General features: G+C 75.8%; 20 protein-coding genes and 1 riboswitch. Of the genes, 17 read left to right on the top strand and 3 right to left on the bottom strand.

Going from position 1 to position 22,920, the window contains the following annotated elements; translation table 11 throughout:
* Nucleotides 1–16: 16 nt before the first annotated feature.
* Nucleotides 17–1,072, bottom strand: coding sequence for an EamA family transporter (locus GJV82_RS01240; RefSeq protein ID WP_155097958.1), 1,056 nt, complete (start codon nt 1,070–1,072; stop codon nt 17–19).
* A gap of 90 nt (nt 1,073–1,162) precedes the next feature.
* Here GJV82_RS01240 and GJV82_RS01235 point away from each other — a divergent pair, with 90 nt between their 5' ends.
* The 5 genes from GJV82_RS01235 to GJV82_RS01215 all read left to right on the top strand — a co-directional run bounded on the left by GJV82_RS01235 (nt 1,163) and on the right by GJV82_RS01215 (nt 6,752).
* Nucleotides 1,163–2,059: a LysR family transcriptional regulator gene (locus tag GJV82_RS01235; protein ID WP_155097957.1), complete on the top strand. Its 897-nt coding sequence runs from the start codon at nt 1,163–1,165 to the stop codon at nt 2,057–2,059.
* Nucleotides 2,060–2,149: 90 nt separating this feature from the next.
* A complete protein-coding gene (locus tag GJV82_RS01230) occupies nt 2,150–2,743 on the top strand; it encodes a hypothetical protein (RefSeq protein WP_155097956.1) in 594 nt (197 codons plus the stop codon).
* Nucleotides 2,744–2,810: 67 nt separating this feature from the next.
* A complete protein-coding gene (locus tag GJV82_RS01225; protein ID WP_155097955.1) occupies nt 2,811–3,197 on the top strand; it encodes a DUF1304 domain-containing protein in 387 nt (128 codons plus the stop codon).
* 136 nt (nt 3,198–3,333) lie between these two features.
* Nucleotides 3,334–5,685, top strand: coding sequence for a phosphoribosylformylglycinamidine synthase subunit PurL (gene purL, locus GJV82_RS01220; RefSeq protein WP_155097954.1), 2,352 nt, complete (start codon nt 3,334–3,336; stop codon nt 5,683–5,685).
* 98 nt (nt 5,686–5,783) lie between these two features.
* Nucleotides 5,784–6,752, top strand: a complete 969-nt coding sequence (locus GJV82_RS01215) for an alpha/beta hydrolase (RefSeq protein ID WP_155097953.1) — start codon at nt 5,784–5,786, stop codon at nt 6,750–6,752.
* 69 nt (nt 6,753–6,821) lie between these two features.
* Here the strand turns inward: GJV82_RS01215 and GJV82_RS01210 are convergent, their stop codons facing one another.
* The gene (locus tag GJV82_RS01210; RefSeq protein ID WP_155097952.1) at nt 6,822–9,485 is read right to left on the bottom strand and encodes an MMPL family transporter; all 2,664 of its coding nucleotides are present in this window, start codon (nt 9,483–9,485) and stop codon (nt 6,822–6,824) included.
* A gap of 56 nt (nt 9,486–9,541) precedes the next feature.
* Nucleotides 9,542–10,240 (bottom strand): TetR/AcrR family transcriptional regulator, encoded by a 699-nt coding sequence (locus GJV82_RS01205; protein WP_318657144.1) that lies wholly within the window; start codon nt 10,238–10,240, stop codon nt 9,542–9,544.
* A 169-nt stretch (nt 10,241–10,409) separates the two neighbouring features.
* Nucleotides 10,410–10,529, top strand: a riboswitch (SAM riboswitch).
* A gap of 300 nt (nt 10,530–10,829) precedes the next feature.
* On the opposite strand from GJV82_RS01205, the gene GJV82_RS01200 reads away from it, so the two are divergent.
* The 12 genes from GJV82_RS01200 (at nt 10,830) to GJV82_RS01145 (ending at nt 22,864) form a co-directional block, all read left to right on the top strand.
* On the top strand, nt 10,830–11,984 hold the full coding sequence (locus GJV82_RS01200) for an LLM class flavin-dependent oxidoreductase (protein ID WP_155097951.1): 1,155 nt from the start codon (nt 10,830–10,832) through the stop codon (nt 11,982–11,984).
* A gap of 16 nt (nt 11,985–12,000) precedes the next feature.
* A complete protein-coding gene (locus GJV82_RS01195; RefSeq protein WP_155097950.1) occupies nt 12,001–13,389 on the top strand; it encodes an NtaA/DmoA family FMN-dependent monooxygenase in 1,389 nt (462 codons plus the stop codon).
* A 42-nt stretch (nt 13,390–13,431) separates the two neighbouring features.
* Nucleotides 13,432–14,313 (top strand): DUF1684 domain-containing protein, encoded by an 882-nt coding sequence (locus GJV82_RS01190; protein ID WP_155097949.1) that lies wholly within the window; start codon nt 13,432–13,434, stop codon nt 14,311–14,313.
* Nucleotides 14,310–14,915 carry a GNAT family N-acetyltransferase gene (locus GJV82_RS01185; protein ID WP_155097948.1) on the top strand — a complete coding sequence of 202 codons (606 nt, stop codon included), beginning with the start codon at nt 14,310–14,312 and terminating at the stop codon, nt 14,913–14,915. Before GJV82_RS01190 ends, GJV82_RS01185 begins: the two co-directional genes overlap by 4 nt.
* Nucleotides 14,912–16,009, top strand: a complete 1,098-nt coding sequence (locus tag GJV82_RS01180; protein WP_396039187.1) for an amino acid ABC transporter permease — start codon at nt 14,912–14,914, stop codon at nt 16,007–16,009. Before GJV82_RS01185 ends, GJV82_RS01180 begins: the two co-directional genes overlap by 4 nt.
* Entirely contained in the window at nt 16,006–16,809 is an 804-nt protein-coding gene (locus tag GJV82_RS01175) for an amino acid ABC transporter ATP-binding protein (RefSeq protein WP_024839043.1), read from the top strand. Before GJV82_RS01180 ends, GJV82_RS01175 begins: the two co-directional genes overlap by 4 nt.
* 116 nt (nt 16,810–16,925) lie before the next feature.
* Nucleotides 16,926–17,945, top strand: a complete 1,020-nt coding sequence (locus GJV82_RS01170) for a transporter substrate-binding domain-containing protein (protein WP_024839042.1) — start codon at nt 16,926–16,928, stop codon at nt 17,943–17,945.
* Between the two features lie 7 nt (nt 17,946–17,952).
* Entirely contained in the window at nt 17,953–19,134 is a 1,182-nt protein-coding gene (locus GJV82_RS01165; RefSeq protein ID WP_024839041.1) for an FAD-dependent oxidoreductase, read from the top strand.
* The gene (locus GJV82_RS01160) at nt 19,131–20,024 is read left to right on the top strand and encodes a nitroreductase family protein (RefSeq protein ID WP_155097947.1); all 894 of its coding nucleotides are present in this window, start codon (nt 19,131–19,133) and stop codon (nt 20,022–20,024) included. Before GJV82_RS01165 ends, GJV82_RS01160 begins: the two co-directional genes overlap by 4 nt.
* 28 nt (nt 20,025–20,052) lie before the next feature.
* Entirely contained in the window at nt 20,053–21,315 is a 1,263-nt protein-coding gene (locus GJV82_RS01155) for an LLM class flavin-dependent oxidoreductase (protein ID WP_155097946.1), read from the top strand.
* Nucleotides 21,316–21,338: 23 nt separating this feature from the next.
* Nucleotides 21,339–21,710 (top strand): rhodanese-like domain-containing protein, encoded by a 372-nt coding sequence (locus GJV82_RS01150; protein ID WP_024839038.1) that lies wholly within the window; start codon nt 21,339–21,341, stop codon nt 21,708–21,710.
* A gap of 41 nt (nt 21,711–21,751) precedes the next feature.
* Nucleotides 21,752–22,864, top strand: a complete 1,113-nt coding sequence (locus tag GJV82_RS01145; RefSeq protein WP_155097945.1) for an LLM class flavin-dependent oxidoreductase — start codon at nt 21,752–21,754, stop codon at nt 22,862–22,864.
* Nucleotides 22,865–22,920 lie beyond the last annotated feature (56 nt).

Here is a 22,920-nt window from a genome sequence, read left to right as displayed (position 1 = left end):
CCGCGCGACCGTCCTGTCAGCGCGAACGGGCGCGTGTCGCCGCCTCGGGCGGGCCGGGCCGGGGGTTCGCCGCGGGACGGTCCGCCGCGTCACGCACCGGGTCCGGCACGGCGGAGGCCGCGAGGGCCGCGGCACGCGCGGGCGTGGCCCGGCGCCGCAGGACGCCCGTCGTGGTCGCGACGCCGAGCAGCAGGACGCCGCCGCCCACGAGCTCGGCCGGGTTCGGCACCTCGTCGAGCACGATCCACGCGGAGAGCATCCCGACGACGGGCACGAGCATCGTGAACGGGACGACCGCCGACGCGGGGTGCCGCGCGAGGAGGGTGTTCCAGATCCCGTAGCCCACAAGGCTCGCGAGCCACGCCGTGTAGAGCGTGGACAGCACGGGGGCGGGCGTGAGGTGGGTGAGCGCGTGCCCGACGACGTCCGGCCCGTCGACCACGAGGGACAGCGCGAGGAGCGGGCCGGGGACGACGAGCGCGGACCACACGGTCATCGACAGGCCGTCCAGCCCGGGCCGCGGCGGGCGGGCGGGGCGGTCCGTGCGCGCGGCCGGCGCGGTGACCCTCGCGTCTCGGCTGCCCGCCCGGCGCGCGACGACGTTCCCCACGGCCCACGACGCGGCGGCGGCGAGCGTCACGAGGAACGCGAGCGCCGGCGTCGACGCGCTGCGCCCGGCGCCGACGACGACGAGCCCGGCCGCGCCGACGAGGACGCCGACGAGCTGGGAGTGCGTGGGGACCTCGCGCAGCGCCGCGGCGGCGAACAGCACGGTGAGCCCGACCTGCGCCTGGAGCACGAGCGACGCGAGGCCCGCGGGCATGCCCAGCGCGAGCGCGGTGTACAGCAGGCCGAACTGGCCGAGGCTCATGAACGCGCCGACGAGCACGACGTCGCGCGGGCGGGCCCGCGGCCGGGGCACGAGGAAGATCGCGGGGACGAGCACGACGACGAACCGCAGCGCAACGAACAGCGTGGGCGGCAGGTCGCCGAGGCCGAGGTCGATGACGACGAAGTTCACGCCCCACAGGACGGCGACGAGGACGGCGAGCAGGGACGAGCGCAGGGGCATGCCTCCGAGCGTGCGCTCTGCGCACCGTGCACGTCCATCGCACGGTCGTGCACGGTTCCCGGTAGCGCCGCTTCCCGTTAGCCTGGACGCATGATCGACCTCGCCGCCGTGGACGCGCTGCTCGCCGTCGAGCGGACCGGGACGGTGCACGCCGCCGCCCGCGACCTCGGGTACACGCCGTCCGCCGTCTCGCAGCAGGTCAAGCGCCTCGAGCGCGACCTCGGCGCGCGCCTGCTCGACCGCGAGGGCCGCGGCGTCGTCCTCACCGCCGCGGGGCGGCGCGTCGTCGAGGAGGGGCGCCTCCTGCGCGAGCAGGTCGAGTCCCTGCGGGCCCGCCTCCACGACGCCGGCGCCCGCCCCACCGGGACCGTGCGCCTCGGGTCGTTCTCGACGGCGGTGCGCGGCGTCGTCGCGCCGCTCGTCGCCGCCGTCCGGCAGGACGTGCCCGACCTGCGGCTCGTCGTCGAGGAGGCCGAGCCGTGGGACGCCGTGGCCGCCGTCGCGGCGGGCACGCTCGACCTCGCGCTCGTGCACCACTGGGAGGGCGTGGGGCTCGCGCTCCCGCCGAGCCTGCGCGCGGAGGAGCTGTTCCGCGACGAGGCCGACGTGCTCGTGCACCGGTCGAGCCCGCTCGCGGGCCGGTCGGCGCTCACGCCCGCGGACCTCGTCGACGAGACCTGGGTCTGCACCCCGGACGGCACGATCTGCTACGAGTGGTTCTGCCACATGTTCGCGCGCGAGCCGCGCGTCCCGCGCATCGACTTCCGGTGCCTCGAGTTCGCGTCGCAGGTCGAGGTCGTGGCCCAGGGCCTCGCCGTCGCGCTCGTCCCACGGCTCGGGCGCGGGCCCCTGCCCGCCGACGTCGTGGCGGTGCCGGTGCGCGAGCCCGTCCCGACCCGCCCCGTGACGGTCGTGTGGCGCGCGACGATGACCGACGCGCCCGCGGTCCGCTACCTGCGCGAGCGTCTGCGCACCGCCGGGCGCTGACCGGCCCGGGCCCGCGACGACGTCGGAACTCCCGGCCGCGCCGGGGCGTTGGCACCGAGGGACGCACCCGCCACCCGACGAAGGGGCACGATGACCGAGCACGCGCCGACCCGCCGCGCCGTCGACCCGCGCACCGCGGCGATCGCCGGGCTGTCCACCCTCGCGTGGTACGCCGTCCCGGACGTCGTGGGGCCGCGCTGGGCGCGCGCGCTCGCCAAGACCGCCGTCGCCACGGCCGGCGTCGCGCTCACGCTCACGTCCACCGACGAGGGCGAGCAGGCGCGCGAGGGCGTCCGCTCGCTGCGCGAGGCGGTCCGCGCGGCCGGTGGCGGCACGACCGGTGCGGACGTCGGGACCGGCGTGGACGGCGCGCCGATCGGGGACCGTGCGGACGCCGCGACGTCCGCCGTCGCGGGGCGCCCCGAGGAGGACAACTCGTGGGCGGCGGACGCCGAGGAGGTCGCCCCGGTGCCGACCGGCGTCGCCGTCGCGGGCGTCGCGACCGGGCTCGCGCTCGCCACGGCCGCCGTCGTCGCGGGGGAGCGGTGGGCCTACCGGCGCGGCGAGCGGCTCCGGGCGCGCGGCACGCGCCTGCCGCACACGCGCGTCGGGCTCGTGCTCGGCGCGCTCGCCGTGGCGCTCGCGGCGGCGGAGCCCCTGCTGTGGAACGCTGAGGAGCGCTGAGGCAGCGGTCCCGCGCGGTGCGCCGGGTCCGGCACCGTGCGGCCTCGCGGACCGGGAGGGGCCGACGATGATCGTGGTCGGGCTGGTGCTGGCAGGGGTCGCCGCGGCGATCCACGGGTACGTCTTCGTCATGGAGTCGCTGACCTGGACGAGCCCGCGCACGCGCGCGACCTTCGGCACGTCCCCCGACGAGGCGGCGGCGACCAAGGAGCTCGCGTTCAACCAGGGCTTCTACAACCTGTTCCTCGCGGTGCTCGTCGTGCTCGGCATCGTCCTGTACGCCGCGGACCGGCAGGACGTGGGCCTCACCCTCGTGGTCGCGGGGGCGGGGTCGATGGCCGCGGCCGGCGTCGTGCTGCTCGTGTCGTCGCCGTCGAAGGCGCGCGCGGCCCTCGTCCAGCTCGTGCCGCCCGCGCTCGGCGTGCTCGCCGTCGTCGTCGGGCTGACCGCCTGAGCGTGCGGGCGTCGACCGCCGCGCCCCGCCGCGCGTGCCCCCTGGGCGAGACGCGCGGCCGGGCCGTGCCGTCGCGCCGGTAGACTGGCCGTGCGCCGTCGTGCGCTCCCCGCTCAGCGCCCACCCGAGGGAACCGATGACCGCCCCCGCATCCCAGGCTTCTGCACGCCCCGCGCTCGATACGGTCGAGCACGCCGCCGCGACCCCCGACGAGGTCCAGCCGTACGCCGAGCTCGGCCTCAAGCCCGACGAGTACCAGCGCATCCGCGACATCCTGGGGCGCCGCCCCACGGCCGCGGAGCTCGCCATGTACTCCGTCATGTGGTCCGAGCACTGCTCCTACAAGTCGTCCAAGGTGCACCTGTCGAAGTTCGGCGCGGCCACCACCGACGAGATGAGGAAGCACCTGCTCGTCGGCATCGGCGAGAACGCCGGCGTCGTCGACATCGGCGACGGCTGGGCCGTGACGTTCAAGGTCGAGTCGCACAACCACCCGTCGTTCGTCGAGCCCTACCAGGGCGCCGCGACGGGCGTCGGCGGCATCGTGCGCGACATCATCTCCATGGGCGCGCGCCCCGTCGCCGTCATGGACCAGCTCCGCTTCGGCGCCGTCGACCACCCGGACACGGCGCGCGTCGTGCACGGCGTCGTGAGCGGCGTCGGCGGGTACGGCAACAGCCTCGGCCTGCCGAACATCGGCGGCGAGCTCGTCTTCGACCCGTCGTACCAGGGCAACCCGCTCGTCAACGCGCTGTGCCTCGGCGTGCTGCGCCACGAGGACATCCACCTCGCCAACGCCTCGGGCGTCGGCAACAAGGTCGTGCTGTTCGGCGCCCGCACGGGCGGCGACGGCATCGGCGGCGCCTCGATCCTGGCGTCCGAGACGTTCGAGGACGGCGTGCCCGCGAAGCGCCCGAGCGTCCAGGTGGGCGACCCCTTCATGGAGAAGGTCCTCATCGAGTGCTGCCTCGAGCTCTACGCGGCGAAGGTCGTCGAGGGCATCCAGGACCTCGGCGCCGCCGGCATCTCGTGCGCGACGTCGGAGCTCGCCTCCAACGGCGACGGCGGCATGCACGTGTGGCTCGACGACGTCCTGCTGCGCGACCCGACGCTCAACGCGGGCGAGATCCTCATGTCGGAGTCGCAGGAGCGCATGATGGCGGTCGTCGCGCCGGACAAGCTCGACGCGTTCCTCGCGATCACGCGCAAGTGGGACGTCGAGACCGCCGTCATCGGCGAGGTCAACGACTCCGGCCGCCTGACGATCGACCACCACGGCGAGCGCATCGTCGACGTCGACCCGCGGACCGTCGCGCACGAGGGCCCGGTGTACCACCGCCCGTACGCGCGACCCGCGTGGCAGGACGGGCTCAACGCCCGCACGGTCGAGGCCGACGCGCTCGCCCGCCCGGGGACGGGCGACGAGCTGCGCGCGACGGCCCTGCGCCTCCTCGCGTCGCCGAACCTCGCGTCCAAGGAGTGGGTGACCAACCAGTACGACCGGTTCGTCCAGGGCAACACGGCGCTCGCGCAGCCCGACGACTCGGGCGTGATCCGCGTCGACGAGAGCACCGGCCTCGGCGTCGCGCTCGCGACGGACGCGAACGGTCGCTACGGCAAGCTCGACCCGCGCACGGGCGCGCGCCTCGCGCTCGCCGAGGCCTACCGCAACGTCGCGACGACGGGCGCCCGCCCGCTCGCCGTGACCGACTGCCTCAACTTCGGATCGCCCGAGGACCCGGACTCGATGTGGCAGCTCGTCGAGGCGATCGAGGGCCTCGCGGACGCGTGCCGCGAGCTCGGCGTGCCCGTGACGGGCGGCAACGTGTCGCTCTACAACGGCACGGGCGAGCCGGGGCAGATCGACTCGTCGATCCACCCGACCCCGGTCGTGGGCGTGCTCGGCGTGCTCGACGACGTCGCGCACGCGACCCCGTCCGGCTGGCGCGAGACGGGCGAGAGCATCTACCTGCTCGGCACCACGCGCGCCGAGCTCGACGGCTCGGCGTGGGCCGACGTCGAGCACGGTCACCTCGGCGGCCTCCCGCCCCAGGTCGACCTCGCGGCGGAGAAGGCGCTCGCCGGCGTGCTCGTCAACGCGAGCCGCGACGACCTCGTGTCCGCCGCGCACGACCTCTCGGAGGGCGGGCTCGCGCAGGCGCTCCTCGAAGCGTCGCTGCGCTTCGGCGTCGGGGCCACCGTGTCGCTCGACGCGCTGACCGAGCGCGACGGCGTCACCCCGTTCGAGGCGCTGTTCTCCGAGTCGACGGCGCGCGCGATCGTCGCCGTGCCGCGCGGCGAGGAGTCCAAGCTCGTCGACGCGTGCGTCGCGCGGGGCGTCCCCGTGCTCAAGATCGGCGAGACCGGCACGGAGCCGGCCGCCGCCGCCGAGTCGGGCGAGGCGCTCGACGTCGCGGGCCTGTTCACCATCCCGCTGAGCGAGGCCGACGCGGCGTTCCGCGGCACGCTGCCGGCCATCTTCGGCTGACGCCGGGGTCGGCTCGCGGCCGGACCACACCTGCACGGAGGGCGCCGGGGACGGCGCCCTCCGTCGTACCTCCGCCCCTCCGTCTCCTCCGGAGCGCCATGACCTTCGCCGACCGCGTCGATCCTGCCTACCGCGACGTCGTCGCCGCGCTCACCGGCGTCGTGCCGGCGCGCGGAGGCACGGGTGACGTCCACGAGCGCCGTGCCGCGCTCGCGCTGATCGGCGGGTCCGTCGCGCCGCCGCCCGGCGCGTACGACGTCGAGCACGAGGACCGCGTGGTCCCCGGGCCGGACGACGCCCCGGCGCTGCGCGTCCGCGTCTACCGGCCGGCGCGTGCGACGGGCGACCTGCCGGTGATCCTCCACGTCCACGGCGGCGGGATGTGGCTCGGCGACCTCGAGTCCGAGCACGACCTGTGCCGCCGGCTGTCCGAGGCGGTGGGCGCCGTCGTCGTCTCGGTCGACTACCGCCTCGCACCCGAGTCCCCGTACCCCGCAGCCGCCGACGACTGCTACGCGGCGTTGCGGTGGGTCACGGGCTCGGCGCGCGAGCTCGGGGTCGACGCGGCGCGGCTCGCGGTCTTCGGCGGCAGCGCCGGCGGCGGGCTGGCGATCGCGACGGCGCTGCGGGCGCGCGACCTGGGCGGGCCCGCGATCCGCCTCCTCATGGCCGTCTACCCGATGGTCGACGACCGGCACGAGACGCCGTCGTCGCGCGAGCTCGCCGATCTCGGCGGGTTCGTCTGGGACCGCGCGTTCAACGTCGAGGCGTGGGAGTGGTACCTGGCCGGGCGTCCGGCCGACGCCTACGCGGCGCCCGCGCGGGCGACGGACCTCGCCGGCATGCCCCCGACGTTCGTCGACGTCGGCGAGCTCGACCTCTTCCGCGACGAGGACGTCGCGTTCGCCTCCGCGCTGCTGGCCGCCGGCGTGCCGACCGAGCTCCACGTGTACCCGGGCGCGTTCCACGGGAGCGAGGCGATGGTCCCCGACGCGGAGCTGAGCCGCCGCATCGTCGGCACGCGCCTCGCGGCGCTGCGCCGCGCGCTCGCCCCGCACGACGCCTGACGGCCGCCGGACCCGGCCCCTCCCCGTCCGCGGCGCGGTGCGGGGAGCGGGCGGGTCCGGCGGGGTGGGTCAGCGGTGCGCGGGCTCCGGCTCGGTCGCGTCCGGGTCCGTGGCCGCGGCGTCCGCGGCGTCGGCCTCGGGGTCGTCGTGGTGGTGCGGGTGCCGGCGCTCGAGGGCCGCGCCCTCGACGTCGACGTCGGGCAGCAGGCGGTCGAGCCAGCGCGGGAGCCACCACGCCGCGTCGCCCACGAGGTGCATGAGCGCGGGGACGAGCAGCATCCGCACGACGAACGCGTCGACGAGCACGCCGAACGCGAGCGCGAACCCGATGGGCCGGATCATCGCGCTGTGCGAGAACACGAACCCGCCGAAGACGGAGATCATGATGATCGCCGCCGCCGTCACGACCGCCCGCCCGGCCCGCACGCCCTGCACGATCGCGACGCGCGCGGGGGCGCCGTGCGCGTACGCCTCGCGCATGCCCGAGCCCAGGAAGAGCTGGTAGTCCATGGCGAGCCCGAACAGGATGCCGACGAGGATCGTGGGCAGGAAGTTGAGGATCGGGCCCGGCGTCTCGACGCCGAACACGCCCGCGAGCCAGCCCCACTGGTAGATCGCGACGACCCCGCCGAGCGCCGCGAAGTAGGACAGGATGAACCCGAGCGTCGCGACGACCGGCACGAACACCGACCGGAACACGAGCACGAGGATGACGAGCGACAGGCCGACGACCACCGCGAGGTAGACCGGGAGCGCCTGGGCGAGCTTGTCGGAGATGTCGATGTTGCCGCTCGCCGAGCCCGCGACGCCGAGCGTCGCGTCGCCGTCGAGGGGCTCGAGCGCGCGCAGGTCGTGCACGAGCTGCTCGGTGGACTCGCTCGTCGGGCCCTCGGCGGGGATCACCTGGAACGCGGCGACCGTGCGGTCCTCCGAGGTGCCGATCGGGGCGACCGCGACGACGTCGTCCTGCGCGAAGAGCTCCTGCGCGATGCGGACCTGCTGCTCGAGCGACTCCGCCTCGGTGGGCTCGCCCGGGAGGTCGGCGACGACGAGCAGCGGGCCGTTCGTGCCCTCGCCGAACTCCTCGGCGACCGTCGCGTAGGCGCGGTACTGCGTGGAGTCGTGGGCCTCGGACGAGCCGTCGGGCAGGTTGGTGCGCAGGTCGAGCGCGGGCAGCGCGACCACGCCCAGCGCGACGACGGCGAGGAGCGCCGTGGCCACGGCACGCACGGTGGACGTCGGCCGCACCGGCGCCGCGGGGTCGGCGCCCGGGCCCGACGCGGCGGGGGCGCCCGACGTCGCGGGGGCGCCCGCGGGGGCGCCCGTCGCGGCGAGCGCGGCGCGCTCGCGGCGGCTGAGGATCCGCGGGCCGATCATGCCGAGCAGCGCGGGCGTGAGGGTCACGGCGATGAGCACCGCGATCGCGACGCACAGCGCGCCGACCGTCCCCATGAGCCCGAGGAACGGGATGCCCGTGACGTTGAGCGCGAGCAGCGCGATGAGCACGGTCGCGCCGGCGAACACGACGGCGTTGCCCGACGTGCCGTTCGCGAGCGCGATCGACTCGGCGAGGTCGTCGCCCTGCTTGAGCTGGCGCCGGTGCCGGTTGACGATGAACAGCGAGTAGTCGATCCCCACGGCGAGCCCGAGCATGAGCCCGAGCACGGGGGTCACGGACGACATCTCGACGACGCCGGACAGCGACATCGCGGCGAGCGCGCCGATGCCGACCCCGACGAGGGCCGTGAGGATCGGCAGCCCGGCGCCGACGAGCGTGCCGAGCATGACGACGAGCACGACGGCCGCGACGACGAGGCCCACGGCCTCGCCCACGCCGAACACCTGGGGCACGCCCTGCGCGATGTCGGAGGAGAAGTCGGCGCGCACGCCGTCGACCGGCTCGTCGAAGACCGCGACGAGGGCGTCCTTGGTCTCCTGCTCGATGCTGAGGTTCGGCTCGCTGAAGACCACGCTCGCGACCGCGGCGCTGCCGTCCTCGGAGACGAGGCGGATGTCGGCCGCCATGTCGAGCAGCGGCGCGGAGAGCTCGAGCTGCGCCGACTGCTCCTCGAGGGTCGCGCTCTGGTCCTCGAGCGCGGACACCTGCTTCTCCAGCGCGGCGGCCTGCGTGTCGAGCTCGGCGCGCCCGGCGTCGAGCTCGGCCTGCTGGGCGTCGAGCTGCGGCCCGACCTGCGCGAGCGCGCCCGCGTCCTCGGCCTGCGCGCGCGCGGCGTCGAGCTGCTCCTGTCCCGCGTCGAGCTGGGCGCGCGCCGCGTCGAGCTGCTCCTGCCCGGCGGCGAGCTGCGCGCGGCCGTCCTCGATCTGCTCGCGTCCCGCGGCGATCTGGGTGCGGCCGTCCTCGACCTGCCGCCGCTGGTCGGCGAGCTCGGTCTGCGTGGCGAACGGGTCGACGACGGACTCCACGCCGTCGACGTCCTCGGCCGCGGCGAACCGGTCGGCGACCTGCGCCTCCTGCTCGGGCGTGAACGGCGCGCCGTCCTCGGTCGTGAGGACGATCGTGCCCGTGCCGCCCGACGCCTCGGGCAGCGCGGTCTGCAGCCGCTCGGTGACGTCCGCGGTGGGCGTCCCGGGGATCGAGAAGCTGCTCGCGAGCGTGCCGCCGAACGCGACGAACGCCGCCCCGGCGAGCACGAGCACCGCGAGCCACGCGGCGAGGACGGTCCGCGCGCGGCGCGCGCACGCGCGCCCGAGGCGGTAGAGCAGTTCGGCCATGAGAGTCCTTCGGTGGGAGTCCGGTCCGGGGTGGTGACAGGTGCGGGGGTGGGGCGTCAGGCGCGGGTCGCCCAGCCGGCGCGCGTGCGTTCGACGAGCCGGTCGAGCAGCGCGGCCCACACGCGGCGCGAGGCCTCGTCGTCGGCGGCGCCGGTCGCGGCCCACCACCGGCGCTGGATGACCATGAGGCCCGCCATGAGCGCGCCGACGAGCAGCTCGATCTCGAGCGGGTCGACGTGCGGGTGGCGGCGCGTGGTCTCGGCCACCAGGCGCTCGGCGAGGTGGGTGAACGCGCGCACGACCATCGTCGTGACGCGCGGCGTCGGCTCGTTCGCGCCGCCGCCGAGGGCGCGCGTCAGGGAGGCCATGGGGCCGACGAGGTCGGTGCCGCGCAGCGCGGCGGTGAGGTCGTCGAGCGGCGTCGCGCGGTCGGTGCCGGGGGCCGCGGCGCTCGCGCCGAGCGCGTCGACGACGGCGCCCAGCACGTCCTCGCACACCTCGACGACCACGTCGTCGAGCGACGCGAAGTGGTTGAACACGGTGCGCCGGGCGACGTCGGCGCGCGCCGCGAGCTCGTCGACGGTGAAGCGGGAGCCGCCCTTCTCCGCCATGAGCGCGGCCGCGGCGTCGACGATGGCGCGGTGGTGCCGGGCGCGCAGCGCGGCGCGGCGGTCGACGCCGGCGGGCGCGCCGGACGACGCGGTGATCGCTTCGGACGACGCGTCAGTCGTGGCGGGGTCGGGGGCCAGGGGCACCCGATGACACTAGGTGCATCGATGCACTTGGTGCAACGTTACGACCGGACGCTCAAAGTCGACCGATTGAGTCCAGTATGTGGGAAGGTCTCGACGGCGCGTTGACACCCCCCGAGGGCGCTCGTAAGTTCCCGCGCAACCGAGGTCGAGCACCTCGGCCACCAGACACGGTCATGAGCTCCGACGCCAAGCCCCGGCTCGTCGGACGGCAACCCTCCCGCGCGGCGGGGTGCCCCGGGTGAGGACCAGGTCTCGCGTCGCGGAGCGCGGCGCGGGGCAACGACGCGGAGCCCGGAGACGGGCACGAAGGAGACGGACGATGGACCGGCGAGAGTCGAGCACCGCGGTGAGCACCCCGCACGCGCCGACGTGCCCCTGTCCGCCCGCGACCGCGGGTCCCGCGCGCGCCACCTGTCGTCGCTGACGCCCACCCCCTGACGCCGCGCCCCCGCGCGCACGCCCCCGACCGGGTCCCTCCGGCCTCCCCGGTCCCGTCCCTGCCGCCGCGCGGCGGGACACCCCTGCCCACCCTCCGGCACCCGGCCGCGCCCCGAGCGCGCCCGGCGCCCGACCGAGAACGGATCCCGCGATGCCCGACACCGCCCCCGCCCGCACCGTCCACCTCGGCGTCGACCTCACCGACGCCGGCGCGCACCCCGCCGCGTGGCGGACCACGGGCTCGCAGGCGCAGCGCCTCTTCGACGCCAAGCGCCTCGTCGAGCTCGTCGCCACCGCCCAGCGCGGCCTGCTCGACCTCGTCACCCTCGACGACGCGTTCACGCTCCGGCCCGGCCGCACCGGGACCGTGCGGGGCCGGCTCGACGCCGCGCTCGTCGCCTCGCGCCTCGCGCCGCGCAGCGGGGGCGTCGGCCTCGTCCCCACCGTGACGACGACGCACACCGAGCCGTTCCACGTGTCCAAGGCGATCGCGACGATCGACCACGTGAGCGCCGGCCGCGCCGGGTGGCAGGTCGGGTGGTCGACGACGCCCGCAGAGGCCGCCGCGTTCGGCCGCAAGGCCGCGCAGGACGAGCCCGACGCCGTCGCCGAGGCCGACGAGGCGGTCGAGGTCGTCACGCGGCTGTGGGACTCGTGGGAGGACGACGCCGAGATCCGCGACGTCGCGACCGGCCGGTTCGTGGACCGCGAGAAGCTGCACTACGTCGACCACGAGGGCATCCGGTTCGCGGTCAAGGGCCCGTCGATCACCCCGCGGCCGCCGCAGGGCCAGCCGCCCGTCGTCGTGCGGGCCGACTCGCCCGCGTCGTTCGACCTCGCGGCCCGCCGTGCCGACGTCGTGCGCGTCCGCGCGGCGACGCGCGACGAGGCGGTCGCGCTGCGCGCCCAGGTGCGCGACGCCGCCGCCGACGCCGGGCGCGACCCCGACGCGCTGCGCGTGCTCGTCGACGCGTACGTCGTCGTCGGCGACACGCGGGCGAGCGCACAGGCGCGCCTCGACCTCCTCGAGGACCTCGAGGGCGTCTCGTGGGACACCGACTCGCTCACGCACGTCGGCACCGCGCGGGACCTCGCCGTCACGGTCGAGGAGTGGACGAGCGCGGGCGCGGCGGACGGCTTCCTCCTGCGGCCGTCGTCGCTGAGCACCGACCTCGACGCCGTCGTCGACGGCGTCGTGCCCCTCCTGCAGGGCGCCGGCCTCTTCCGCACCGCCTACCCCGGCACGACCCTGCGCGACACCCTCGGCCTCCCGCACCCCGCGAACCGCTACGCGGCGATCGCCTGAGCCCGGACGGACCCCCATGAGCACCCGACCCCGCAAGCAGATCCACCTCGGCGCCCACTTCCCGGGCGTCAACAACACGACCGTCTGGAGCGACCCGCGCTCGGGCAGCCAGATCGACTTCTCCTCGTTCGAGCACCTCGCGCGCCGCGCCGAGGCCGCGAAGCTCGACTTCTTCTTCCTCGCCGAGGGCCTGCGCCTGCGCGAGCACAAGGGCCGCATCCACGACCTCGACGTCGTGGGACGCCCCGACACGCTGCCCGTCCTCGCGGCGCTCGCGGCGGTGACCGACCGCCTCGGGCTCGCGGGCACGATCAACACGACGTTCAACGAGCCGTGGGAGCTCGCGAAGCAGTTCGCGACGCTCGACCTGCTCTCCGAGGGCCGCGCCGCGTGGAACCTCGTGACGAGCCCCGACGCCTTCACGGGCGCGAACTTCCGCCGCGGCGGCTACCTGCCGTACGCGGAGCGGTACGCGCGCGCCGCCGAGGTCGTCGAGGTCGCGCGCGCCCTGTGGGACTCGTGGGACGACGACGCGGTCCTCGCCGACCGGATCACCGGCGACTTCCTGCGTCCCGGCGCCGTGCGGCCCGTCACGCACCACGGGACGTACGCGGACGTCGTCGGCCTCTTCGAGACGCCGCGCGGTCCCCAGGGCCACCCGGTCCTGTTCCAGGCCGGCGACTCCGCCGACGGTCGCGAGTTCGCCGCCGCGACCGCCGACGTCGTGTTCTCCGCGCACTCGACGTTCGACGCCGGGCGCGCGTTCTACGAGGACGTCAAGGGCCGGCTCGCCGCGCACGGTCGCTCGCGGGACTCGCTGAAGATCCTCCCCGCGACGGTCGTCGTGCTGGGCGACACCCCGGACGAGGCCGCCGAGCGCGCCCGGGAGATCCGGCTCCAGCAGGTCTCGGGCCCGACGGCGATCGCGTTCCTCGAGCAGGTGTGGGGCCGCGACCTCGAGGGGTACGACCCCGAGGGCCCGCTGCCCGACGTCGAGCCGGACACGGAGAACGTCTCGATCACCCGGGGCCGCGTGCGGCACGCGAAGGACCCCGCGGCCGTCGCCGCCGCGTGGCGCGAGCAGGCCGAGGCGAACGGCTGGTCGATCCGCGAGCTCGTCATCCAGGTGACCTCGCGCGGCGGCTTCGTCGGCACGCCCGAGCAGGTCGCGGACGACATCGACCGGCACGTCCAGGAGGACGCGTCGGACGGCTTCATCCTCGTGCCGCACCTCACCCCGGGCGGGCTCGACGAGGTGTTCGACCGCGTGATCCCCCTCCTGCAGGAGCGCGGCTCGTTCCGCGCCGAGTACGAGGGCACGACCCTGCGCGAGCACCTCGGCCTCGCCCGGCCCGGCGCCGCGTCCGCCGCCGAGGACGAGCCCGCGGCCGAGCTCGTCGGCTGACGCATCGCCCCGCCCACCCACCGCACCGACCCCGGAGGACCCATGAGCACGAGCACGCTGACCGCCACGGGCGCCGTCACCGCAAACCCCGACGCCGCGGCCTGGGCCGCGTGGCACGCCGAGCGAGAGGAGGCGCTGCGCCCGCCGCACGGCTGGCTGAGCCTCGTCGCGTACCACTGGCTCCCGGCGGAGCCCGCCGCCCTGCCCGGGGTGCCCGGTCTCTGGTGGGCCGACGCCGACGGCGCGCACCACCGCGCGAGCGAGGGCCGCGCCGTGCGCACGGCGACCGGGGACGACGTGACGACCGTCGTCGTCACGGAGGGCGGCTCGTCCGTGGCGGGCACGTTCCTGCCGGACGGTCGCGACCCCGCGGCCGACGCCGACCGCGGCGCGACGGGGGAGACGCGCGAGGTCGCCGTCGAGGTCGTGCGACGCACGGGCCGGTACGCGGTGCGCCTGCGCGACCCGCTCGCGCCCGCGCGGCTCGCGTTCGACGGCGTCCCGACGTTCGCGCACGACCCCGCCTGGGTGCTCGACGCGGACGTGCGCTGGTACGACGCGCCGCGGCCCGTCGTCGTCGGCGCCGCGCGGCCCGGCCTCGTGCACCACGCGCTCGCCGTCGGCGAGGTCGACCTCGTGGTGGAGCGCGACGGCGGCCGGCGCGCCGCGACGCTCGTCCTCACCGGCGCGCCGGGCGGCGGGGCGGCGCTGCTGTTCAGCGACGAGGCGGACGACGTCGCGCCGTGGCGCGTGCTGACGGTGGACGCGGACGTGGCGCCGGGCACCACGGGCCGCGTGCGGCTCGACCTCAACCGCGCGATCAACCTCCCGTACGCGTTCAGCGACCACGGCACGTGCCCCGCGCCGGTCGAGGGCAACCACGTGCCGTTCGCGGTCACCGCGGGCGAGAGGGCGCCACGATGACCGCGGTCGCCGCGCGCCCAGCCGCCCCGGGGGCGGCCCGGCGAGCGCGCGAGATCCGGTCCGTCGCCATGCACGACCCGCTCGTGCGGCCGCTGCTCGACGAGCTGTCCCAGGAGTACTGGACGCGGTACCAGCGCGTCCTGACGGCCGAGGAGCTCCGCGCCGAGATGGAGCACTACCCGGCGCACGAGTTCGCGGCGCCGCACGGCGACCTCGTGCTCGTGCTGGAGGACGGCGCGCCCGTCGCGGGCGGTGCGTTCCGGCGCCGGACCGAGCCCGAGGTCGGCGACCCCGCCCGCCTCGCGCGCGCGTCCGCGCGGCGCCCCGACGGCACGCCCGCCGTGCGCACCGCCGAGCTCAAGCGCATCTGGACGCACTCGTCGCACCGTCGCCGCGGGCTCGCGCGCGTCGTGATCGCGGAGCTCGAGCGCCGCGCCGCCGAGCGCGGGTACCGGCGCGTGTACCTCACGACGGGACCGCGCCAGCCCGAGGCCGCGGGCCTGTACCTCGCGACGGGCTACACGCCCCTGTTCGACACCGGGACCGACCCCGAGGAGATCGGCCCGCTCGCGTTCGAGAAGTGGTTGGAGGTCGCGCCGTGAGCACCGTGTCGCTCCCGCAGGACGAGTCCCGACAGCTCGCGCCGCCGTCCGGCCGGCACCCCGCCGACCCGCACGGACGCCCGGGCGTCGAGGACGCGCTGCCGCTCGAGAGCCTGCGCATCGTCCCCGCCCGGCACCCGGGACGGTGGGCCGCGACGGCCGTCGTCGCGGTCCTGCTCGCGATGGTCGTCAGCTCGCTCGTGACGAACGAGCGCTGGGAGTGGGACGTCGTCGCGACCTACCTCACGTGGCCCTCCGTCCTCGAGGGGGCGTGGGCGACGATCCGGCTCACGCTCGTCGCGTCCGTCGTCGGGTTCGCGCTCGGCACGGTCCTCGCGCTCATGCGGCTCTCGCGCTCCCCGCTCCTGCAGTCGGTGTCGTGGACCTACACGTGGGTGTTCCGGTCCGTGCCGCTGCTGCTGCAGCTCCTGCTCTGGTACAACCTCGCGTACCTCTACCCTCACCTCAGCCTCGGCATCCCGTTCGGGCCCGAGCTCGTGTGGTTCGACACGCTGTCCGTGATCGACAAGTTCTGGGCCGCGATCCTCGGCCTCGGGCTGTCGCAGGCCGCGTACTCCGCGGAGATCGTGCGCGCCGGCATCCTCTCGGTCGACCAGGGCCAGCAGGAGGCCGCGGCGTCGCTCGGCATCCCGCGGCGGCGCCAGGTCAGCCGCATCATCCTGCCGCAGGCCATGCGCTCGATCATCCCGACCGCCGTCAACGAGGTCATCGGCCTGCTCAAGGGCACGTCGATCGTCTACGTCCTCGCGTACGGCGAGCTCTTCTACATCGTCAGCGTCATCTACGGCCGCAACGGGCGGGTCGTGCCGCTGCTCATCGTCGCGTCGATCTGGTACCTCGTGCTGACCACGCTCATCACGGTCGTCCAGTACTACGTCGAGCGGCACTACGCGAAGGGCGCGGTGCGCACGCTCCCGCCGACACCCCTGCAGAAGGCGCGCTGGACCGTGCTCGTCTGGGCGTCGCGCCTCTCCGGACGCCCCGTGCCGCCGTCCGTCCCGCCCGCCTACGCGGCCCGCGCCCGGGTCGGCGTCCTCACGCGCACCGCGCGCACGGCGGGGGGTGCCGCATGAGCGCCCCCGTCACGGACACCACGACCCCGGCCGCCGGGGCGGCCGGGCTCGTCGAGATCCACGGCGTCCACAAGAGCTTCGGCACCCTCGAGGTGCTGCGCGGCGTGTCGCTCACCGTCCGGCCCGGGTCCGTGACGGTCGTGCTCGGCCCGTCCGGCTCGGGCAAGTCGACGCTCCTGCGCGCGATCAACCACCTGGAGAAGGTCGACCAGGGCTTCATCTCCATCGACGGCGAGCTCGTCGGGTACCGCCGCAAGGGCAGCACCCTGCGCGAGCTCAAGGAGCGCGAGATCCTCGGGCAGCGCACCCAGATCGGGTTCGTCTTCCAGAGCTTCAACCTGTTCCCGCACCTCACCGCGCTCGAGAACGTCGTCGAGGCGCCCGTCTCCGCGCAGCGGCGACGCCGCGAGGACGTCGAGCCCGAGGCCCGCGAGCTGCTCGCCCGCGTCGGGCTCGCCGACAAGGCCGACGCGCGGCCGCGCCAGCTCTCCGGCGGGCAGCAGCAGCGCGTCGCCATCGCACGGGCGCTCGCGCTGCGACCCAAGGTGCTCCTGTTCGACGAGCCCACGTCCGCGCTCGACCCGGAGCTCGTCGGCGAGGTGCTGGAGGTCATCAAGGACGTCGCCAGCACCGGCACGACCCTCGTCGTCGTCACGCACGAGATCGGCTTCGCCCGCGAGGTCGCCGACACCGTCGTCTTCATGGACGAGGGAGTCGTCGTCGAGCAGGGCACGCCCGCCGAGGTGCTCGACCACCCGCGCCACGAGCGCACCCGGGCCTTCCTGCAGAAGGTCCTGTGACCCGCCCGCCCGGCGGGCACCCACCGTCGTCACCGCACCCGCGACCGGCCGCCGGCCGGACCCGCACCGCACTCCCGGCGTCACCCCGACGCACCACCCGAGAGGTAGGACACCCCGTGACCGCAACGACCACCCGCGCCCGCGCCTCGCGCGCGCTCGCCCTGCTCGCCGCCGTGCCCCTCCTGGCGCTCACGGCCTGCGCGGGCGTGAGCACCGAGGCACCGGCCGCCGCGGAGGGCACGGCCACCGAGGACGGCGCGGCCTCCGTGGCCGAGGCGCTGGACGTCAGCACGAGCCCCGAGCAGGACCGCATCCGCACGACCGAGTCCGCCGAGGCGATCGCGCTCCTGCCCGACTCCTGGAAGGACAAGGACGAGATCGTCGTCGCCGTCTCCGCCGGCTCCGCCCCCCCGCTCGGCTTCCTCGCCGACGACGACGAGACGCCCATCGGCAACGAGACCGACATCGCCCAGCTCGTCGCCGACGCGCTCGGCAAGGAGCTGCGCCTCGAGGTCAAGGCCTGGGCCGACTGGCCGCTCGCGCTGCAGTCCGGCGACGTCGACGCCGTGATCTCCAACGTCACCGTGACCGAGGAGCGCAAGGAGACCATCGACTTCTCCACGTACCGCAACGACGAGCTCGGCTGGCTCGTGGGCGCCGACTCCGACATCACCGAGATCACGAAGCGCGAGGACATCGCGGGCAAGGTCGTCGCCGTCGGGTCGGGCACGAACCAGGAGAAGATCGTGCTCGAGTGGGACCGCCTCAACCAGGAGGACGGTCTCGACCCGATCCAGGGCCCCGAGTACTACGAGCAGTTCGCCGACGCCCTGCTCGCGCTGCAGTCCGGGCGCATCGAGACGTACGTCGGCCCCAACGCGACGCTCGCCTTCCAGGCGGCGACCTCCCCGCAGGACTTCCGGGTCGCCGGCACGCTCAACGGCGGCTGGCCGGACACGGCGCAGATCGCCGTCGCCACCAAGAAGGGCGCGGAGGCCGCGCCGGCGATCACGGCCGCGATCAACCACGCCGTCGAGGACGGCACCTACCTCCAGGTGCTCGAGCGCTGGGGCCTGGAGTCCGAGGCGATCGAGGAGTCGCAGACCAACCCGCCCGGCCTGCCGAAGACGGAGTGACCCCGGCATGACCACCAGCACCCGGTACGTCGACCACGTCGTGGTCGGGGGCGGCGTCATGGGCTCCGCCACGGCCTGGCAGCTCGCCCGGCGCGGGCGCGACGTCGTCCTGCTCGAGCGCTTCGCGCCCGGGCACGCCCACGGCGCCTCGCACGGCACGTCGCGCATCTACCGCACGACGTACGCCGAGCCCGAGTACCTCGACCTCGCCCAGGAGGCGCTCGCGCTGTGGCGCGAGGTCGAGGACGAGACGGGCACCGAGCTCCTCGCCGTCACCGGCGGGGTGAGCCACGGGCGTCGCGACGCCACGGCCGAGCGGCGAGCCGACGCGATCGCCGCCGCGTTCACCGCGCGCGGGATCGCGCACGAGTGGCTCGACCCCGCGGCCGCGGCGGAGCGGTGGCCCGGCCTGCGGTTCGAGGGCCGGGTGCTGCACGAGGTCGCGACGGCCGGACGGCTCCACGCCGACCGCGCCGTCGCGGCCCTCCAGGGCGCGGCCGCCGCGCGCGGCGCCGACGTGCGCCACGAGGTCGCCGTCCGGCACGTCGAGCGCGCGGCCGAGGGCGTGCGCGTCGTCACCGACGGCGGCGACGTGCTCGCGCGCGTCGTCGTCGTGACCGTCGGCGCATGGAGCGCGGGCCTCCTCGGCGGGGCGGACGGCGGCCTGCTCGGCGCGGACCTGCCGCTCGTCGTCACGCAGGAGCAGCCCGCGCACTTCGCGCTGCGCCCCGGTGCGACGCCCGACGGCTGGCCCGCGTTCACCCACGACGTCGGCCCCGGCACCGCGTGGCCGAGCGGCGTCTACGGCCTCGCCACACCGGGCGAGGGCGTCAAGGTCGGATTCCACGGCGTCGGACCCGTCGTCGACCCGGACCGCCGCTCCTACCGGCCCGAGCCCGGCCAGCTCGCCACGCTGCGCGACTACGTGCGCACGTGGCTGCCCGGGCTCGACCCGGACGCGTACGTCCCCGTGAGCTGCACGTACACCACGACGCCCGACAGCGACTTCGTGCTCGACCGGCGCGGACCCGTCGTCGTCGGCGCGGGGTTCTCCGGCCACGGCTTCAAGTTCGCCCCCGCGGTCGGCCGCGTCCTCGCCGACCTCGCCACCGCACCCGACGACGTCTCGGCGGCCGAGCGGTTCGCGCTCGCCCGCCTCGCCGCACTCCCCGAGAGGACCGCCTCATGACGATCGCTCCCGCTCCCGTCGCCGCCCCGGCCGCGCCGCCGACCGCCCCCGTCGCGCTCGCTGCGCGCTACGGCGTCGAACCGGCCGCCGTCGACGAGGTCGCGCCCGGCGCGGCGACAGGGCCGGCCGGACGCCCGGGCGCACACCCGGTGCTCGACACCCTGCTCGCGCACCGCACCGTGCGCCGCTACCTCACCGACCCGCTCGCCGAGCACGTCGTCCCGACCCTCGTGGCCGCTGCGCAGTCCGCCCCGACGTCCTCGAACCTCCAGCTCTGGAGCGTCGTCGCCGTCACGGACCCGGCCCGCAAGGCGCGCCTCGCGGCGCTCGCGGGCGACCAGGAGCACATCCGCACGGCGCCTCTCCTGCTCGTGTGGCTCGCCGACCTCTCCCGCGTGCGCGCCCTCGGGGCGCGCGAGGGCGTGCGGCTCGAGGCCACCGACTACCTCGAGACCACGCTCGCCGCGTTCCTCGACGCCGCGCTCGCCGCGCAGAACGCGGTCGTCGCGGCCGAGTCGCTGGGTCTCGGCACGGTGTACATCGGCGCGCTGCGCAACCACCCGGCGCAGGTCGCGGCGGAGCTCGGGCTGCCCGAGGGCGTCGTGGCCGCCGTCGGCCTCGTCGTCGGGCACCCGGACCCCGCGGGCGGCGAGCGCGTCAAGCCGCGCCTGGCGCAGGGCGCCGTCCTGCACGCCGAGCGGTACCGGTCCGCCGGGCAGGCCGAGCACGTCACGGCCTACGAGAAGCGCATCGAGCCCTTCTACCGCGCGGAGGGACTCGACGGCGGGTGGCGCGAGCGCGTCGTCGACCGCCTGCGCGTGCCGGGCGCGCTGCGCGGGCGCGCCCACCTGCGGGCTGCGCTCGCCGCGCTCGGGTTCCCGTCCAAGTAGTCCGACCGCACCACCACCAGAGGAAGCCATGTCGTCCCACCAGCACCCGCAGCCGACCGCCCCGGGCGGGCCGCGCCCCGCCTCCGGCCGCGTCCCCCTGTCCGTCCTCGACCTCGCGATCGTCCCCGAGGGATCCACTGGCCAGGACGCGGTGCGCCGCGCCGTCGGGCTCGCGCGCGACCTCGACCGGCTCGGGTACCACCGGGTCTGGTACGCCGAGCACCACCTGTCGCCCGGCGTCGGCTCGGCGTCGCCCGCCGTGCTCGCCGCCGCCGTCGCGGCCCGGACCGAGCGCATCCGCGTGGGCAGCGGAGCCGTGCTGCTCAGCACCACGAGCCCGCTCGTCGCCGCCGAGCAGTTCGGGACGATCGCCGCGCTGCACCCCGGCCGCGTCGACCTCGGCCTCGGGCGGGCGTTCACGCCGCCGAAGGGGTCCGGCACGGCCGGACCACGGCCCGCGGCCCGACCCGCGGCCGGCCCGCGCGTCGTCGACGGCCTGTACGTGCCCGGCGCACCGCCGACGGGCGGCAACGACTCCGTGCTGCGCGAGCGGATCCTCGCGCAGAAGCGGATCGTCGGGGCGTCGCGCACCCCGGCGAGCTTCCGCGACGAGCTCGACCTCGTGCTCGGGCTGCGCGCCGGGACCTACCGCGACGAGCACGGCACGGCGTACGTGAGCCCGCCCGTCGAGGGCGCCGACTGGGACCTGTGGGTGCTCGCGTCGAGCCCGGGCGAGAGCGCGCGCGTCGCGGGCGAGCTCGGCCTGCCGCTGGCCGCGAACTACCACGTGGCGCCGTCGGCGACGCTCGACACCGTCGCGGCCTACCGCGCGGCGTTCCGGCCCGGTGTGCTCGACGCGCCGTACGTCGTCGTGTCGGCCGACGTGCTCGTCGCGGACACGGTCGAGCGGGCCCGCGAGCTCGCGACGCCGTTCGCCGACTGGGTGCTGTCCATCCGTCGCGGCGCCGACGGCGCGATCGCCTACCCCGAGCCCGGCACGTCACCCGCGTGGGACGAGCGGCCCGAGGCCGAGCGCGCGCTCGTCGCCGACCGCGTCGACACCCGCATCGTCGGGGACCCCGAGACGGTTGTCCAGCGGCTCGAGACGCTGCGCCGCGCGACCGGCGCCGACGAGCTCCTCGTCACGACCGCGACCCACGACCCCGACGACGCCCGCCGCTCGTTCGAGCTGCTCGCCGAGCACTGGTTCGCGGGGCCGACGCCGGCCCCCGCGACCGGCACGGACGACGCCCCGGCCGACGTCGCCCCCGCGCTCGCCGCCACCCGCTGACCATCCCCTCGAAGGAGAGACCCATGACGACCCCGCCCCTGCAGACCGCGACCGACGCCGCCGCGAAGGTCGCCGACGGCGCCCTGCTCGTCGACGTGCGCTCGGCCCAGGGCCGTGCCGCGCACGGCGAGATCCCCGGCGCCACGCTCGTCGACCGGGACGACCTCGACGCGCTCTTCGGTCCCGCCGACGCCCCGGCGATCTCGCTCGACACGCCCGTCGTCGTCGTGTGCGGGTCGCCGAACGGCTCCGGCCCCGTCGCCGAGGCGCTCGCGCGGCGCGGGTACGCGCACGTGTCCCACGTCGACGGCGGCTTCCCCGCCTGGAAGGACGCCGGGCTCCCGGCCACCGACCCTGCCGAGGCTCCCGCGGAGCCGACCGACGCCCCCGCCTGAGCCGCACGACCCACCCGCCCACCTCACCCACGGAGACCCTCATGCCCGTCGAGTTCCTCGGCATCGCCACGACCAACGACGCGTCGGAGACCACCGCGCGCACGACCGCCCCGTTCGACCCCGCCTACCTCGAGCGCCTCGTGCGCGCGCACGAGGACACCGGCTGGACGCGCGTCCTGTTCGCGTACGGCTCGTCCGGCCCCGAGCCGGCGGCGCTCGCCGCGTACACCGCCGCGCGTCTGCAGTCGATCGAGCTGCTGCTCGCGCACCGGCCCAACGTGTCCTACCCGACGTACGCCGCCAAGACGTTCGCGACGCTCGACCAGCTCTCCGGCGGCCGCCTGTCCGTCCACTTCATCACCGGCGGGAACGACCGCGAGCAGGGTCGCGAGGGCGACACCCTCACCAAGGACGAGCGGTACGCCCGCACCCACGAGTACATCCAGGTCGTCAAGCAGGCGTGGGCGAGCGACGAGCCGTTCGACCACCACGGCCGGTTCTACGACTTCGCCGACTTCGTGCTCGACGCCAAGCCGTTCGAGGGGCGGACGCCGACCATCTCGTTCGGCGGGTCGTCGGACGCCGCGTTCCGCGTGGGCGCCGCCGAGGCGGACGTCTACGCCGTCTGGGGCGAGCCGCTGGACCGCACCGCGGAGCAGATCGAGCGCGTGCACGCCGAGGCCGCCGCCGCGGGCCGGGCGACGCCGCCGCGCATCCACGCCGCATTCCGCCCGATCATCGCGCCGACCGAGGAGCTCGCGTGGGAGAAGGCGCACCGCGTCCTCGACCGCATCGAGGCGCGCAAGGCCGCCGCGGGCGGGCAGCTCAGCCGTCGGCACCCGATCGACAAGCCCGAGAACGCGGGCTCGCAGCGACTTCTGGAGATCGCGGCCCAGGGCGAGCGGTACGACACCGCCCTGTGGACCGCCACCGCCAGGGCCACCGGCGGCGCCGGCAACTCCAACGCGCTCGTCGGCACGCCGGAGCAGGTCGCGGAGGCGCTGCTCGCGTACTACGACCTCGGCGTCCGCGTCATCTCCGCGCGCGGCTACGACCTTCTCGACGACGCGATCGACTTCGGCCGGCACGTCATCCCGATCGTCCGCGAGGAGGTCGCGAAGCGCGACGCCGCCGCCGAGGTCGCCGCGGCCTGATCGGCAGTTCCGGACCAGATCGGCAGTTCCTGCCGGGATCGGCACGTGCACCTGCC

The sequence above is a fragment of the Cellulosimicrobium composti genome (assembly GCF_009711085.1).
Classification (GTDB): Bacteria; Actinomycetota; Actinomycetes; order Actinomycetales; family Cellulomonadaceae; genus Cellulosimicrobium; species Cellulosimicrobium composti.
The sequence above is the reverse complement of the archived record's forward strand: the minus strand, read 5'-3'. Positions and strand labels throughout refer to the sequence as shown.

What these genes read in the sequence shown, in the direction of transcription:
- GJV82_RS01160 (WP_155097947.1), top strand. Translation starts at nt 19,131, where the DNA reads ATGACGATCGCTCCCGCTCCCGTCGCCGCCCCGGCCGCGCCGCCGACC.
- GJV82_RS01165 (WP_024839041.1), top strand. Translation starts at nt 17,953, where the DNA reads ATGACCACCAGCACCCGGTACGTCGACCACGTCGTGGTCGGGGGCGGC.
- GJV82_RS01145 (WP_155097945.1), top strand. Translation starts at nt 21,752, where the DNA reads ATGCCCGTCGAGTTCCTCGGCATCGCCACGACCAACGACGCGTCGGAG.
- GJV82_RS01240 (WP_155097958.1), bottom strand. Translation starts at nt 1,072, where the DNA reads ATGCCCCTGCGCTCGTCCCTGCTCGCCGTCCTCGTCGCCGTCCTGTGG.
- GJV82_RS01235 (WP_155097957.1), top strand. Translation starts at nt 1,163, where the DNA reads ATGATCGACCTCGCCGCCGTGGACGCGCTGCTCGCCGTCGAGCGGACC.
- GJV82_RS01150 (WP_024839038.1), top strand. Translation starts at nt 21,339, where the DNA reads ATGACGACCCCGCCCCTGCAGACCGCGACCGACGCCGCCGCGAAGGTC.
- GJV82_RS01185 (WP_155097948.1), top strand. Translation starts at nt 14,310, where the DNA reads ATGACCGCGGTCGCCGCGCGCCCAGCCGCCCCGGGGGCGGCCCGGCGA.
- GJV82_RS01230 (WP_155097956.1), top strand. Translation starts at nt 2,150, where the DNA reads ATGACCGAGCACGCGCCGACCCGCCGCGCCGTCGACCCGCGCACCGCG.
- GJV82_RS01225 (WP_155097955.1), top strand. Translation starts at nt 2,811, where the DNA reads ATGATCGTGGTCGGGCTGGTGCTGGCAGGGGTCGCCGCGGCGATCCAC.
- GJV82_RS01190 (WP_155097949.1), top strand. Translation starts at nt 13,432, where the DNA reads ATGAGCACGAGCACGCTGACCGCCACGGGCGCCGTCACCGCAAACCCC.
- GJV82_RS01200 (WP_155097951.1), top strand. Translation starts at nt 10,830, where the DNA reads ATGCCCGACACCGCCCCCGCCCGCACCGTCCACCTCGGCGTCGACCTC.
- purL (WP_155097954.1), top strand. Translation starts at nt 3,334, where the DNA reads ATGACCGCCCCCGCATCCCAGGCTTCTGCACGCCCCGCGCTCGATACG.
- GJV82_RS01175 (WP_024839043.1), top strand. Translation starts at nt 16,006, where the DNA reads ATGAGCGCCCCCGTCACGGACACCACGACCCCGGCCGCCGGGGCGGCC.
- GJV82_RS01215 (WP_155097953.1), top strand. Translation starts at nt 5,784, where the DNA reads ATGACCTTCGCCGACCGCGTCGATCCTGCCTACCGCGACGTCGTCGCC.
- GJV82_RS01195 (WP_155097950.1), top strand. Translation starts at nt 12,001, where the DNA reads ATGAGCACCCGACCCCGCAAGCAGATCCACCTCGGCGCCCACTTCCCG.
- GJV82_RS01155 (WP_155097946.1), top strand. Translation starts at nt 20,053, where the DNA reads ATGTCGTCCCACCAGCACCCGCAGCCGACCGCCCCGGGCGGGCCGCGC.
- GJV82_RS01210 (WP_155097952.1), bottom strand. Translation starts at nt 9,485, where the DNA reads ATGGCCGAACTGCTCTACCGCCTCGGGCGCGCGTGCGCGCGCCGCGCG.